The 13,617-nt window shown below is 72.9% G+C and carries 12 protein-coding genes and 1 tRNA gene; 12 read left to right on the top strand and 1 reads right to left on the bottom strand.

The window, feature by feature from the left end; genetic code table 11:
* Window positions 1-198: 198 nt before the first annotated feature.
* The 6 genes from AB0M76_RS08655 (at window position 199) to AB0M76_RS08630 (ending at window position 5,363) form a co-directional block, all read left to right on the top strand.
* Window positions 199-672, top strand: a complete 474-nt coding sequence (locus tag AB0M76_RS08655; protein ID WP_365952191.1) for a hypothetical protein — start codon at window positions 199-201, stop codon at window positions 670-672.
* An 11-nt stretch (window positions 673-683) separates the two neighbouring features.
* Window positions 684-857 (top strand): hypothetical protein, encoded by a 174-nt coding sequence (locus AB0M76_RS08650; RefSeq protein ID WP_365952190.1) that lies wholly within the window; start codon window positions 684-686, stop codon window positions 855-857.
* Window positions 858-931: 74 nt separating this feature from the next.
* Window positions 932-1,816: a bifunctional DNA primase/polymerase gene (locus AB0M76_RS08645; protein ID WP_365952189.1), complete on the top strand. Its 885-nt coding sequence runs from the start codon at window positions 932-934 to the stop codon at window positions 1,814-1,816.
* Between the two features lie 2 nt (window positions 1,817-1,818).
* Window positions 1,819-3,294, top strand: a complete 1,476-nt coding sequence (locus AB0M76_RS08640; RefSeq protein WP_365952188.1) for an ATP-binding protein — start codon at window positions 1,819-1,821, stop codon at window positions 3,292-3,294.
* A gap of 483 nt (window positions 3,295-3,777) precedes the next feature.
* On the top strand, window positions 3,778-3,969 hold the full coding sequence (locus AB0M76_RS08635) for a helix-turn-helix domain-containing protein (protein WP_365952187.1): 192 nt from the start codon (window positions 3,778-3,780) through the stop codon (window positions 3,967-3,969).
* Complete coding sequence (locus AB0M76_RS08630) at window positions 3,969-5,363, top strand: site-specific integrase (RefSeq protein WP_365952186.1); 1,395 nt, start codon at window positions 3,969-3,971, stop codon at window positions 5,361-5,363. The genes AB0M76_RS08635 and AB0M76_RS08630 overlap by 1 nt, the downstream gene beginning before the upstream one ends.
* A gap of 166 nt (window positions 5,364-5,529) precedes the next feature.
* Here the strand turns inward: AB0M76_RS08630 and AB0M76_RS08625 are convergent.
* Window positions 5,530-5,602, bottom strand: a tRNA-Arg gene (locus tag AB0M76_RS08625).
* Window positions 5,603-5,934: 332 nt separating this feature from the next.
* Between AB0M76_RS08625 and AB0M76_RS08620 the strand changes: the two genes are divergently transcribed.
* The 6 genes from AB0M76_RS08620 (at window position 5,935) to AB0M76_RS08595 (ending at window position 13,576) form a co-directional block, all read left to right on the top strand.
* Entirely contained in the window at window positions 5,935-7,548 is a 1,614-nt protein-coding gene (locus AB0M76_RS08620) for a GTPase domain-containing protein (protein WP_365952185.1), read from the top strand.
* A 4-nt stretch (window positions 7,549-7,552) separates the two neighbouring features.
* Complete coding sequence (locus AB0M76_RS08615; RefSeq protein WP_365952184.1) at window positions 7,553-9,409, top strand: GTPase; 1,857 nt, start codon at window positions 7,553-7,555, stop codon at window positions 9,407-9,409.
* Window positions 9,410-9,573: 164 nt separating this feature from the next.
* A complete protein-coding gene (locus tag AB0M76_RS08610; RefSeq protein WP_365952183.1) occupies window positions 9,574-9,981 on the top strand; it encodes a single-stranded DNA-binding protein in 408 nt (135 codons plus the stop codon).
* 194 nt (window positions 9,982-10,175) lie between these two features.
* Window positions 10,176-11,318, top strand: coding sequence for a thioester domain-containing protein (locus AB0M76_RS08605; protein ID WP_365952182.1), 1,143 nt, complete (start codon window positions 10,176-10,178; stop codon window positions 11,316-11,318).
* Between the two features lie 208 nt (window positions 11,319-11,526).
* Window positions 11,527-13,011, top strand: coding sequence for a phosphatase PAP2 family protein (locus AB0M76_RS08600; RefSeq protein ID WP_365952181.1), 1,485 nt, complete (start codon window positions 11,527-11,529; stop codon window positions 13,009-13,011).
* Between the two features lie 178 nt (window positions 13,012-13,189).
* The gene (locus AB0M76_RS08595) at window positions 13,190-13,576 is read left to right on the top strand and encodes a barstar family protein (protein ID WP_365952180.1); all 387 of its coding nucleotides are present in this window, start codon (window positions 13,190-13,192) and stop codon (window positions 13,574-13,576) included.
* Window positions 13,577-13,617: the final 41 nt, after the last annotated feature.

Below are 13,617 nucleotides of genomic sequence, written 5' to 3'. Positions count from 1 at the left end.
CTGACACCCCCTGACAGTGTCAGGGCGCCGTGACACCCAAATCCCTAGGCAAACCCGCTGTCAGACGCCCTGACACCCGCTGTCAGACGCCCTGACACCCGCTGTCTGACACCCCCTGACAGTCCTGCCTGACACTCGCGCCTCGGGCCCGTGCCACCCATCCTCGGCGCGGGCCCGACCCATGCCCGGAGGCATCCCATGCACCACGAAAGGACCGTTCACCACCCCGAACCGATCACCTGGCAGCCCGCACCGGCCACTACGCCGGTGCCACTCGTACCCGTCTTCCAGGAGCAGGCGGGCATCGCGCTGGTGACCCTGCCGGACGGGACCCGCACCCTCGCTTACACCCACCCCACCCCCACCGCACCCGCTCCTGCGCTGGCGCCGGCCGCGGGGGTTCCGGGGTGGGCGAAGACGACCGCGCTCCTCGCTCCGACTCTCGGTGGCGGTATCGGCGCGGCCGGAATCGGAATCTCCTACGCCGCGCCCGGATTGATCGCTCTGACCGAAGCCCTCTGGGCCCTCGTCGCCCTCATCGCCGCCGGCGCCGCCCTCCCCATGCTCATGCGCTGCGGCCGCGGCCGCAGCGCGTCGACGACGCACATCACGCAGCACATCACCGCCACAGGCCTCTTCGGCCGTGCTCACGGGACGGCCAACCACCGTTGAAAGGACCGCCCATGGCTCAGCAGACGATCCGTGACCGTCTGACGGACGCGCTTGCCTTCTTCGCGGGCCAGCGCACCGTGCGCTGCCCGCGCCCGGGCTGCACCGTCCGGATCCGCTACCGGGGCGTCACCCCGGCTGAGGCCAAGCGCCTCACCGCACAGGCCACCGACCACACCCACCACTGAAGCGACGAGAGCGGCCCCCACTCACGCCAATGACTGGGGCCGCCCTCTTCCAGCAGTCACTGGAGGTATCCAGCATGACCCAGGTCACCGACTTCCCGCGAGACCCCGCCGGCCCGGCCTTACCGACTCACCTCCGCACCGCGCTCTGGCTCGCTGAACTCGGACTGCCCGTACTGCCGCTACGAAAGGGCAAACAGCCGTTCGGGAACTGCCGAGCCTGCACCCGCTCGGCGTGCGGCGACCGGCCGCATATGCTCGCCGCCGGCCCCTGTGTCTGCACTGCTCCCTGCCACGCCTGGGGCGCCGCCACGACCAACCCGGACGTTCTCACCTCGGCTGCGTGGGCGGGAGCCTGGAGGCAGGCTCAGGCCATCGCCTACCACCCCGGCGGGGCAGGGCTCACCGTCGTGGACCTCGATAACGATGACGCGGTCACGTGGGCCCGCCAGACCCTCCCCACGACCAAGACCGTGCCGACCACCCGCGGGGAGCACTGGATCTACCGGGGAACCCTGCGCTCGGTCAACGGCGTACGGCCCGGTGTCGACCTGAAGTCCACGATGGCCTACGCCCAGTGGCGCGGCCCCGGCACCGGCACCATGGCCGCGTTGCCGGAGGCCGTGCGCGCGCTGGCCGTGAAGAAGCCAGCCGCGGCCCGGCCCGAGCCCTGCACTGTCACCGCGACTGCGCCGGCCGGGGGCGGGGAGTGCCGCCACCGGTCACCCGCCTATCTGGAGCGGGGCATCGCCATGGCCGAGCAGCGCATCAAAGAGGCAGCGGCCGCCATCCACACGACCGTGTACCGGACGTTCCTCGCAGTGCTGTCCGCCCACGGCGGGTGCGGCTGCCTCACCGAGGCGCACATCAGGCGGCTGTTCACCGCCGCGCGGGCCAAGGGCGAGTCCCTGCGCAACTGCGAGGACGCCTGGACCAACGCCCGCACGACGCTGGGGATGTAGCGATGCCCGAGGAAGAGAAGAACCCGGCTCGCCAGATCATCACCGAATACGCGCAGGACCATTTCCGGTACTTCCGCACCACCGAAGGCACCGTCTATGCGCAGAAGAACGGCCATCCCGTCGCCCGCCCGATCCGCTCCCAGGGCACGACCGGCAGCCACCGGCAGGAACTCATGGTCGGCCTCTACAACGACGGCCGCGGCTCATTCAACGGCAGCGCGCTCAAGGAGGCACTGGACTTGATCGAAGCACTCGCACTCAGCCAGGACGTACAGCCCACCCACATCCGGGTCGCCCCGGGCTTCGACGGCGCGACGTGGCTCGACCTGGGCCGCGACGACGGCCAGTCCGTCCGCATCCACCCCACCGGCTGGGACATCCGTGTCCCCGACCCGCAAGAGGTGTGCTGGCGGCGCACCCAGCTCACCGGAGAACTCCCCCTCCCCGAGAAGGACACCGACGGCAAGGGCATCGACGCTCTGCTGCGGCTGTGCAACTTCGCCAACGCCGAGAGCGAGTGCCTCGCCATCGCGTGGCTGATCGGCTGTCTGGAGCCGTCCGTGCCCGTCCCCGCCCCGTTCCTCACCGGCCCCCAGGGCGCCGGGAAGTCGACCGCCGGGCGCATGCTGGTACGGATCATCGAGGGCATGACGGGCGACCTGCGTCGCGCACCGAAGGACGAGGAGAACCTGATCACGGCCGTGGCCGCCGGGTGGGTCACGGCCCTGGACAACCTCTCGCACCTGCCGCCGGACCTGTCCGACCTGATGTGCTGCATCGTCACCGGCGCCGAGAGCATCAAACGCGCCCTGTTCACCGACGGGGACGTCGTCCGCTCCCGCTACCGCCGCCCGCTCCTCCTGACCGGCATCGACGTGGGCGTCATCCGCCCCGACCTCGCGGAACGGCTCCTGCCCCTCCGCCTTGTGCGGCCCCAGGTGCGCCGGACCGAGGCCGAGCTGTGGGCGGAGTACAAGCCGGCGCTGCCCGTCATTCTCGGCTCCCTCCTCGACCTCACTGTCAAGGTCCGAGCCACCGAGGCCGACACCCCGACCGACCTGCGCATGGCGGACTTCGCCCACCTCTGCGCCCAGCTCGACACCGCCACCGGCCTGAGCGCGCTGACCGCCTACCGGGCCAGCCTCGACGACCTCAACGACGACGTCATCGAAGGCGACCTCCTGGCACAGACCGTCCTCAAGCACGCCGCCACCCTGGACCCGGGCGAGGAGGTGCGGATGGCCTCTGCGGAGTGGCTGCACGCTCTCACCCAGCTCTACGCCGGTGAGGACTTCCGCCCCCTGCCCAAAGGGTGGCCCACCACCGGGAAAGTCCTCTCCGACCGCCTCAAGCGCCTACAGCCCACCCTCGCCGCCCGCGGCGTCCTCGTCGACTGGGGCCGCACGAAGGCCGCCCGCTACATCGAGATGACCCGGCCCGCCGCCGCGGCGCCTCACGAGCAGGAAGCAGCGTTTTAACCCGCGCGACCACCCAGCCCCTGCACAGGCAAGAAGAGCACCCCGGCCCCGGGGTGGGGCGTGCTCCTCTTGCTTGTCCGGCGGCTTGCCGCCGCTGCAAAGGACGTGCCGCGCAGCGGCCCCTCACTTCGCCTGAAGACGCACCGCACCACAACAGAAACCCCCTCTCCTTTTCCTAAGAGAGGAGATGTTGCGTCACCCGCGTCACTGACGCCCTGAAAACCACTGCTGACCTGCCGGTATAGGGGTGACGCAGACGGCCCACGGCTGCGTCACCTCACGTCACCTGCGTCACCGTCCTGCGTCACCCGATGACACAGGTGACGCAGGACGGTGACGCACGCCCACCCCTTGCGTCACCCAAACCCGCAGGTCAGGCGCACGGATGACACAAGTGACGCGGTGACGCAGAAATCCCAGCCTCGGACAGGTAGCGAACCTCCCGAAGGCTCAACTCCCGCTGTTCCACGACAGGAGCCGACCGTGGCGCGCACGCCCGAAGAAAAGCTGACCATCCTCGAAGTCTGCACTGAGCTGAAGGTCTCGAAGTCCACCTTCTACGACTGGCGCCAGAAGCGGCGGGCTCCCCGCTGCATCAAGCTCCCGAACGGCGACCTCCGTGTCCGCCGCACCGACCTTGACATCTGGCTGAACGAGCGCGAGGACGCTGCCTGATGGACACGACGTACGACGTGAAGCTGTGGAAGACCTCGGTGTACGAGGGGAAGAAGAAGACCACCCACACCGTCCGTTGGGAGTTGGCGGGCAGGGAGTGGAGGAAGCCCTTCGCCACGGGACCCCTCGCGGAGTCCTTCCGCTCGGGTCTCGTGACCGCGGCTCGGAAGGGGGAGGCGTTCAGCCTCTCCACCGGGCTTCCCGTTTCCCATCAGTCCGGTGCGGCCGGCGTGAAGTGGTACGACTTTGCGGTCCAGTTCGTGGATCAGCTCTGGGAGCGGACGTCTGCGAACAACCGGCGGAACGTCGCGAAAGCGCTCACTCCCGTCACGGTGGCCCTGCTGCGCAGCAAGCCGACGATGTTCGACGACGTGGACGTCCGCCGAGCCTTGCGCGAGTACGCGTTCAACACCGGTCAGCGTGCCGAGGCCCCACCGGAGATCGCCGTGATCCTGCGGTGGGTGGAGCGCAACAGCCTCACGATGGCGGCCTGGGAGGACGAAAGCACCGTAGAGGTGCTGCTGCGTGCCGCAGGGACCAAACTCGACGGCACCGCGGCAGCCGCCAGCTCGGTTAGGCGGAACAAGCGTGTTCTCAACGTCGCGATCGAGCACGCCATCAAGCGGAAAGTGCTACGGGAGAACCTGCTGCCCAAGGGCAAGGGCACAACGGCGGCGAAGACCTCTTCCGCCGTCGATAAGCGGTCGCTCCTCAACAGGGTGCAGGCCGCCGAGCTGCTCGCCTGGATTTACGCGCGGCCGCGGGGCGGCCGGCGGCTCCACGCCTTCTTCGCCACGATGTACTACGCCGGGGCCCGGCCGGAGGAGGTTGTGGCGCTCAAGGTCGCGGACGTACGGCTCCCTGCCGCGGACACCGGCGACCAGTGGGGTGAGCTGTTGATCCACACCGCCCGGCCCGAGGTGGGCAAGCAGTGGACGGACACCGGTGAAGTCCGGGAGCGTCGGGGCCTGAAGGGGCGAGCCGCTGACGACATGCGTACGGTGCCCTGCCGTCCTGCCCTCACGCGCATCCTCCGTGCCCACATCGAGAGGGAGCGGCTGCGGGCGGGGGACCTGCTGGTTCAGGGGGAGAACGGCGGGCTCCTGGCTGGCTCGGTCATCCGGCGGGCATGGCGGCGGGCCCGAAAGGAGGTACTCGAACCCCACGCATTCGAGTCCCCTCTCGCCCGCCGCGTCTACGACCTCCGGCACACCTGCTTGACCAACTGGCTCAACGCCGGCGTCCCCGCCGCGGACGTCGCCGAGTGGGCGGGCAACAGCGTTCCCGTGCTCCTGGCCACGTACGCACGATGCATCAACGGGCAGCTGGACGACCTAAAGCAGCGGATCGAGAGGGCAGGGGAGCTGCCGGACCCGGCCACGCCAGGGGCTTGATTTTTCACCGCGTATTCTCCGCAGCGACCCGCAGGAACTCGGTATCAGCCGGACACCGCCGGACCCTCTCGGATCCGCCGAGGGGGTGAATCCTGAGATCGCCCCGCCGCCGGAAACCGCCCCTGACCAGCAGAAAGACCCTCCCGCGGGAGGGCCTTCAGGTGAGTGCCCCCGGCAGGACTCGAACCTGCGGCCAAGTGCTTAGAAGGCACCTGCTCTATCCACTGAGCTACGGGGGCCGGAAGGTGGCCGTGGTGGCCTGGAGCCCCGGGGTGGGGGTGGGACTGTCGTCCGGACCGGGTCAAGGATAGGGCTCCGGCCGCCTTGTCCCGGTTGCTTCACCCGCGTGCCACGATGTGGAGGTTCGGTGAAGCGGTCCCGATAATCGCAGGCAGGTGCGATTCTCGCACCGCTTTTGCGCCGCGGCGCCCCTGGTGTTGTGCACTCGTTATGCCTGCGCCCCACTCGTCCGCTGTGTCCAAAAGGTCCCACTGGAGTCGCGATCGGCGCGCAGAGGGCGTATAAGCTTCAAAAATGGCCCCAAATTGGGCATTCTTCGCATGTGGTGACCTTGGATGTTCGGCCTCAGCTGCTCGATGCCCTGTCCGCCCTGCGCGACCGGGTCGCGTCCGTGCGTCTGCCGCTGCCCCTGCCCGGCGCCCCACGCGCCCGCCAGACCAGAGCCGAGCTGCTCGCGCAGCTCGACGACTACCTCGTACCCCGGCTGAAGGCGCCCGAGGCGCCGCTGCTCGCCGTCGTCGGCGGGTCCACCGGGGCCGGTAAGTCCACTCTCGTCAACTCCCTCGTGGGACGCCAGGTGAGTGAGGCCGGCGTACTGCGCCCCACCACCCGCATCCCCGTACTCGTCTGCCATCCGGATGACCATCACTGGTTCGCCGGAATGCGGGTGCTCCCCGACCTGATGCGGGTCTGGGCCCCGCCCGGCGAGGACGACCCGCTCCCCGCCCCCCACCGCGGCTCCCACCGCGTGTTCGGGAACACCGCTGCCACCCGCGAGCTGCGGATCGAGACCGTCGCCGGCCTCCCGCGCGGGCTCGCCATCCTCGACGCCCCCGACATCGACTCCCTCGTCGTCGAGAACCGGACACTCGCCGCAGAGCTCATCTGCGCCGCCGACGTCTGGGTCATGGTGACCACCGCCTCGCGGTACGCCGACGCCGTGCCCTGGCACCTGCTGCGTACCGCCAAGCAGTACAAGGCGACCTTGGGCATCGTCCTCGACCGGGTCCCGCACCAGGTGCTCGCCGAGGTCTCGCGGCAGTACGGTGCCCTGCTCACCCGGGCCGGGCTGGGCGACGTACCCCGGTTCACGGTGCCCGAGCTGCCCGAATCGGCCGGTGGGGGCGGGCTGCTGCCCGCCAGCGCCGTCGCCCCGCTCTTCGCGTGGCTCGCCCACCACGCGCAGGACCCGGCCGCCCGGCAGTACGCCGTCGGGCGCACCGCGCTCGGCGCGCTGGACTCCCTCGGGCGCCGGATGCCGGAGCTGGCATCCGCCGTCGCCGCCCAGTACGCCGCCTCCGTACGGCTGACCTCGGCCGTGGAGGACGCGTACCGGAGGGAGGGCAAGCGGGTCCGCAACCGGCTCGACCAGGGCGCCGTACTGGCCGGGGACGCGCTGACCCGGTGGCGCGGCTACCCCCTCGACACCAGCACCGACGAACTGCTGGACTCGCTCGCCGAGTCGCTCGCCGCGCTCCTCCAGTGCGCGGTGGCCGCCGCCGACGAGCGGATCGCCCAGGCCTGGCGGCGCGAGCCGGCCGCCGGGGCGGTGCAGCTGCCCGGGCCCGACCGGGACGCGGCGGAACGTATCGGCTTGGCCGTACGGCGCTGGCGGCGCGTACTGGAGGAACTCGCCGAGGAGGAGGTCGCGCGGCTCGACAAGCAGCCCGCACCCGACCCCGACGGGATCGCCGCCCTGCTGGTCGCGGCCCTCCTCGGCGGCAAACGGGCCCGGCCCGCCGGGGAGAAGCTCGCCGAGCGGATCGGCGTACAGGCCGCCGTACGGCTGCGCGACCGGGGCGGCGAACTGGTCGCGCATCACCTGGAGCAGGTGCTGCGCGCCGAACGGGACCGCCGGCTGGCCCCGCTGGAGGCGCTCGAGGTGACGCCGGAACCACAGGCCGAGCTGATCGCCGCGCTGTCCCTACTGCAGAAGGAGAGGTGACGCGGTGACCGCTTTGACCGACCGCACCGACGACCGCTGGGACGACGGATTCATCGCACGCTCGCGCCGCGCCGGCGGGATCGACGTTGACCTTGACCTTGACCTCGACGCCGATGACGACGGGGACGAGGACGACGACGCGCTCGTGCGTGCCGTCTCCGGCGCCGGCAGCGACGGGGGCAAGGCGCCCTCGCCGCCGCCCAGCCCCGAGGGACAGGCGCTGCGCACGCGCCTCGAGGCGCTGCGCCAGCTGGTCGGGCTCTCACGGACCCGGCTCGACGGAAAGACCCTCGCCGAGGCCGGCCGGGTGCTCGACGAGGCGGCCGCGCGGCGCGGGCTGTCGCTGCAGCACACGGTCGTCGCGATCGCCGGGGCCACCGGAAGTGGCAAGTCCACGCTCTTCAATTCACTCGCCGGAGTGCAGATTTCCGAGACGGGGCTGCGCAGGCCGACGACCGCCGCGCCCATCGCGTGCAGCTGGTCGGACGGCGCGGCCGGGCTGCTCGACCGCCTCGAGATCCCGGGCAGGCTGCGCCGCCGGCCGCGCGAGACCTCGGAGACCGGGGCGCTGCGCGGGATGGTCCTCGTGGACCTGCCGGACCTGGACTCCGCGGTCGGCGCCCACCGCGACCACGTGGACCGGGTGCTCGCCCTGGTCGACGCGGTGGTGTGGGTGGTCGACCCGGAGAAGTACGCCGACGCGGTGCTGCACGAGCGGTACCTGCGGCCGCTGGCCGGGCACGCCGAGGTGACGTTCGTCGTGCTGAACCAGGTGGACCGGCTGCCCGGCGAGTCGGCGGACCTCGTGCTGGACGACCTGCGGCGGCTGTTGGACGACGACGGCATCGCCCTCGGCGAGCACGACGAGCCCGGCGCCACCGTCCTCGGGCTGTCGGCGCTGACTGGCGAGGGCGTCGGGGAACTCCGCGACCTCCTCGCACAGTTCACCCAGGAGAAGGGCGCCGCGACCCGGCGGATCTCCGCCGATGTCGACCGGGCCGCCATGCGCCTGCGCCCGCTGTACGTGGCCGATGGCCATCCAGGGCCGGAGATCGGGGAGGCGGCGCGCGCCGAGTTCGAGGACCGTCTCGCGGAGGCGGTCGGGGCGTACGCGGCCGGGCTGGCCGCCGAGCGGGCCTGGCGGCGCAATGCCGGCAAGGCGTGCGGCACCCCGTGGCTGCGGCTGTGGCGGTGGTACGAGGGCCGGCGCGCCCCGCGCACGCTGGCCGGGCTGGCCGCCCTGGCGGCGATCGGCGGCCGGGGGCCCGCGACCGCGCAAACGCCGGTCGAGGAGGAGGTGACCGCGCGCCAGCGGGTGGAACAGGCTGTGCGGGCGGTCGCCGACGCGGCGGCCGACGGGCTGCCCGACGCCTGGGCGCAGGCGGTACGGGAGACCGCGGTGCGCGGCGCCGAACAGCTCCCGGAGTCGCTGGACGAGATCGCGGTGACGCTGGGGTCGGCGGTCACGGTGCCGGGCGCCAGGCCGCCGCGGCCGGCGTGGTGGCCGGCGGCGGTGCTGGCGCAGGCGGCGATGACGCTGCTGCAGATCTACGGCGGGCTGTGGCTGGTCGGGCAGATCGTCGGGGTCCTGGAGCCGCGCCTGATGCCGCCGGTGCTGCTGATGGTGGCGGGCATCATCGGCGGGCCGCTGGTGGAGTGGACCTGCTCGATCGCGGCCCGGGGCCCGGCGCGGAGGTGCGGGCAGGACGCGGAGCGGCGGCTGCGGCAGGCGGCGGCCGGCTGCGGGCGGGCCCGGGTGCTGGAGCCGGTGGCGGCGGAGCTGCTGCGCTACCGGGAGGTGCGCGAGCAGTACGCGACGGTGGCCTCAGGGGGGACGAAGTTGTCCACAACCCGCCAGTAGTCCACAGGCCGGAGCGGGAATCGGGGGGCCGCGCCAGCATGGGTCGTACCTCGTGCGGATGGTCCGTGCGGGTCGTGCGGATGGTCTGTGCAGGTCGTGCGGATGGTCCGTGTGCGTCGCACGGATGCTCCGTGCGGGTACGGATGCGGGGGAGGGCTGCCGGGATGAACGACACCACGGTGACGCTGATCGGCCATGTGGCCACGCAGATCGACTACAAGGAGACGGTGAACGGGCCGTCGGCGCGGTTCCGGTTCGCCGTGACGCCGCGGTACTTCGACCGGCGCAAGGACGCCTGGACGGACGGGACCACCAGCTTCTACACCGTGTGGGCGCGGCGCACGCTGGCGGTGAACCTGGCCGGATCCGTCGCGGTGGGCGAGCCGCTGGTGGTGCACGGGCGGCTCCGCGTACGGGAGGATCCGCCCGACGGGGAGGGCAGCCGTTGGTTCTCGGCGGAGATCGACGCGACCGCCGTCGGCCACGACCTGAACCGGGGAACGGCGGCATTCCGGCGGGTCGTCAAGGCGGATTCCCCGCTGATGGCCACTCAGAAGGCGGCGGTGGTCTGAGTGTTCGAGGCGGTTAGGATTCCCCGGTACTCACGGGCACCTGGGTCATTGGCCCGAAGGGGAAGACTGTGTCGATTGCCGTTCCCGCATCCTCCGCTCCTGATTCCGTTCCTCCTTCGCTGTCTGCTGCTGTCGCTTCCGCGAGACCCGTCACGGCGGTTGCGGCGGCTGTACGGGCGTCCGCGCGGCGGCCGTTGGCGGCTGCGCTGCTGGCCGCGGCCCTGGCCGCCGCCCCGGCCGCGCGGGCGGCCGCCGACTCCGGGGCATCTGCGCCCCGGACACCGGAGGGCGCGAGCGCCGTGCTGGACGGGCTGAAGACGTACGGCCAGGCGGTCCTGCACGCGAAGGACGGGTCGGTCCGGCAGATTCCGGCCGGGCTGTACGAGATGCGGGTCGACGGCGGCGGGATGCTCCAGACCTACGGGGTCGGCGTGGCGGGCAACGCCCAGCCGCAGGCCCGGTACACGGAGAGCGGCTGGAGCGGCACCCTGCTCGCGGGGAACGGGGAGGCGGGCCGGATCCGCTGGGTCCTCGAGCACTCCTATCCGCAGCTGAACGATCTCGCCGGACTGGCCAAGGCGGCCGGGGCCGGGGCCCTGACCGCGGAGAGCGCGGCCGCCGGGACCCAGGTCGCGATCTGGCGGCTCGCGGACGGGGCGCAGGTGGAGGCCGCCGACCCGGCGGCCGAGAAGCTGGCCGACTACCTCCAGCGGTCGGCGGGCAAGCTGCCGGAGCCGCCGGCCTCGCTGGGGCTGGACCCGGAGAACGTGTCGGGTCCCGCGGGCACCCGCCTCGGGCCGGTCACCGTGCGGACCGGGGCGCAGAGTGTGACGGTCACCCCGGACGCGGCAGCCGTGGCCATGGGGGTGCGGGTGGTGGACGCCGAGGGGCGGCCGCTCACCACCGCGGCCAACGGGAGCCGGCTGTACTTCGAGGTGCCGGCGGGCACCCCGGACGGCGCGGCCTCGGTCACCGTCCAGGGCTCCACGAAGGTGCCGGTCGGGCGGGTCTTCACCAGCGGGGTGCCGGCCCAGGCGCAGATCGTGGCGGGCTCCAGCGAGTCCGCGGCGGCGGCCTCGGCGAACGCGGTCTGGCCGCAGCCCGTGGTGGCCGAGGCCGGCACCACCGGCGACGGGCCCGCCGTGACGCAGGCCGCGGCCGCGGCTGCGGCTGCGGTTTCGTCGGAGTCCACCCCGGACGAGGAGCGGCTCGCCACCAGCGGCAGCTCCGCCGCCACCCCGGTCATCGCCTCGCTGGCGGTGGGCCTGGTGGTACTGGGCGGCCTGGTGGTCCTCCTGCTCCGCAAGCGCCCACTGGACGAGGAGGACCAGGCGTAGGAGGGCATCCGCATGCCCTGGGCACGGGTCCCGGGGGCAGCGGCGTGCTGCCGATGACGTCCCTCCTGTGTCGGGGTGCCCGAGACGAGGCCAGAGGTGGCGGCATGTCACCCATGAGGTGGCTCCGGCGCGCGGAGTGCGGGTGTTCTGGAGGGCCGGTTGGTGGAGGCGTTGGTTCCGGGGCGGACGTTTCGGGTAGGCGCACGCAATGGCCGATCAGGAGCTGACCTGGCGGGGCGCCGCCGCGCGGTGGGACCGGATGCTGTTCGACGGGGTGGCCCGCCGGCACTGGCCCGCGGCCGACCGGGTGCTGCCGGGACTCGGGCGGGCCGCGAACCACGGGGTGCTGTGGGGCGGGGCCGCCGCGGCGATCGCGCTCCTCGGCTCCGCCGGAGCCCGTAAGGCCGCGCTGTGCGGAGCCGCCTCGCTGGCGCTGGCCTCGGCGACCGTCAACACCGTCGGCAAATGGTCCGTACGCCGGCCCCGGCCGCTGCTGGAGGGGGTGCCCGAGGTGCGGCGGCTGATGACGCAGCCGACGACCACCTCGTTCCCGTCCGGGCACTCGGCGTCCGCGTTCGCGTTCACCACCGGGCTCGCGCTGGAGGCGCCCGGCTGGGGCGCCGTGCTGGCCCCGGTGGCCGTGTCGGTGGCGTTCTCCCGCGTGTACACGGGGGTCCACTACCCGTCCGACGTGGTCGCGGGGGCGGCGCTGGGCGTGGCCGCGGGCCTGGTCGTACGCCGCCTCGCGCGCGGCGTCGAGGAGGCGCGGGCCGTGCCGGGCGACGAGCGGACGGCCGCGGAGGCGCCTGCGCTGCCGGACGGGGCCGGGCTCACGGTGGTGGTCAACACCGGGTCGGGCACGGCCGCCGACGAGGGGCTCGGCGTCCTGCGCGCCCGGCTGCCCAAGGCCGAGGTGGTCGAGTGCGAGGGCCCGGAGCTGGCCGCGGAACTGGCGGCGGCGGCCGCCCGGGCCACCGTGCTCGGGGTGTGCGGCGGCGACGGCACGGTCAACGCGGCCGCCACCGCCGCGCTGAGGGCCGGGGTGCCGCTCGCGGTGTTCCCCGGCGGCACGCTCAACCACTTCGCCCTCGACCTCGGCCTCGCCGGAGCCGAGGACACCTGCCGCGCCCTTGCCGCCGGACAGGCGGTCCACGCCGCGGTGGGCCGCTTCACCCCGGGCCCCGACCCCGAGGACGGCCGCTCCGGCCACTTCCTGAACACCTTCAGCATCGGCGCTTACCCGGAGCTGCTGCGGCACCGCCTGTACTGGGCGCCGCGGATCGGCGGCGGGCCCGCCGCGCTCCTGGCCGCCTGGAAGGTGCTGCGTACGGAGCGCCCCGTACGGCTCCGGCTGGCCGGGCGGCCCCGGAACGTCTGGCTGCTGTTCGCGGGCAACGGCACCTACCACGGCACCGGCCCGGCCCCGCGTCGCCGCGACAGCCTCGGCGAGGGCCTGCTCGACGTCCGCCTCGTGCACGGCGGCGGCCGTCCCGGCCCGCGCCTGCTCGCCGCCGCGCTCACGGGCCCGCTGAGCCGTTCCCCCGTCCACACGGCCACCCGCCTGCGCAGCCTGCGCCTCGCGGAGATTCCCGCCGGCACCCCGCTGGCGTACGACGGGGAGTACGCGCACGCCCCCGCCGCGCTCGTTCTCGACGCCCTCCTGAACGCCCTGACGGTGTACCGCCCCCGCTGAATGGAGCCCCCACGGCTCCGCCGCCCGACGCCCCACCGCGTCCCGGCGGGCTCCCACGCGTCCGGGCCCCCGTGCCTCCGCACCCGGCGGCTCGGCGTCTCCCAGCCTCCGCACCCCTGCCTCCGTGGCTTCCCGCCCCGGCCCCCCGCCCCCCCCCCCCCCGCCTAGGCTCAGGGGCGTGACGACGATCTACGTGCTCGACGGCCGCCGGATCGGGGGGCTCGAGGACTTCTGGGTGCTGATAGGGGAAGCCGTCAACGGGACCGGGGGGTACTTCGGGCGGAACCTCGACTCCCTCAACGACTGTCTTCGGGGCGGCTTCGGAACCCCCGACGACGGCGACTTCGCGATCGAGTGGCGCGACCACGAGGCGTCCCGGCGGGCACTCGGCCACCCCGAGACCGCGCGATACCTCGAAGGAGTGCTCACGCGCTGTCACCCGACGAACCGCGAGCGCGTCGCAGACGAGCTGGCACGGGTGCGCGGCGGCTGCGGGCCCACACTGTTCGACTTCCTGACGGAGATCTTCGAGGGGCAGGTCCCGGGCGCCCTCCGCCTCCGCTGACCTGCCCGAAGTCCCTTCGCGGGGCCGCCCCGGGCGGGGTC

The organism is Streptomyces sp. NPDC051364, assembly GCF_040682115.1.
In the GTDB taxonomy this organism is placed as follows: Bacteria; Actinomycetota; Actinomycetes; order Streptomycetales; family Streptomycetaceae; genus Streptomyces.
This window is presented reverse-complemented; position numbering and strand designations above follow the sequence as displayed.

What these genes read in the sequence shown, in the direction of transcription:
- AB0M76_RS08655 (WP_365952191.1), top strand. Translation starts at nt 199, where the DNA reads ATGCACCACGAAAGGACCGTTCACCACCCCGAACCGATCACCTGGCAG.
- AB0M76_RS08650 (WP_365952190.1), top strand. Translation starts at nt 684, where the DNA reads ATGGCTCAGCAGACGATCCGTGACCGTCTGACGGACGCGCTTGCCTTC.
- AB0M76_RS08645 (WP_365952189.1), top strand. Translation starts at nt 932, where the DNA reads ATGACCCAGGTCACCGACTTCCCGCGAGACCCCGCCGGCCCGGCCTTA.
- AB0M76_RS08640 (WP_365952188.1), top strand. Translation starts at nt 1,819, where the DNA reads ATGCCCGAGGAAGAGAAGAACCCGGCTCGCCAGATCATCACCGAATAC.
- AB0M76_RS08630 (WP_365952186.1), top strand. Translation starts at nt 3,969, where the DNA reads ATGGACACGACGTACGACGTGAAGCTGTGGAAGACCTCGGTGTACGAG.
- AB0M76_RS08610 (WP_365952183.1), top strand. Translation starts at nt 9,574, where the DNA reads ATGAACGACACCACGGTGACGCTGATCGGCCATGTGGCCACGCAGATC.
- AB0M76_RS08600 (WP_365952181.1), top strand. Translation starts at nt 11,527, where the DNA reads ATGGCCGATCAGGAGCTGACCTGGCGGGGCGCCGCCGCGCGGTGGGAC.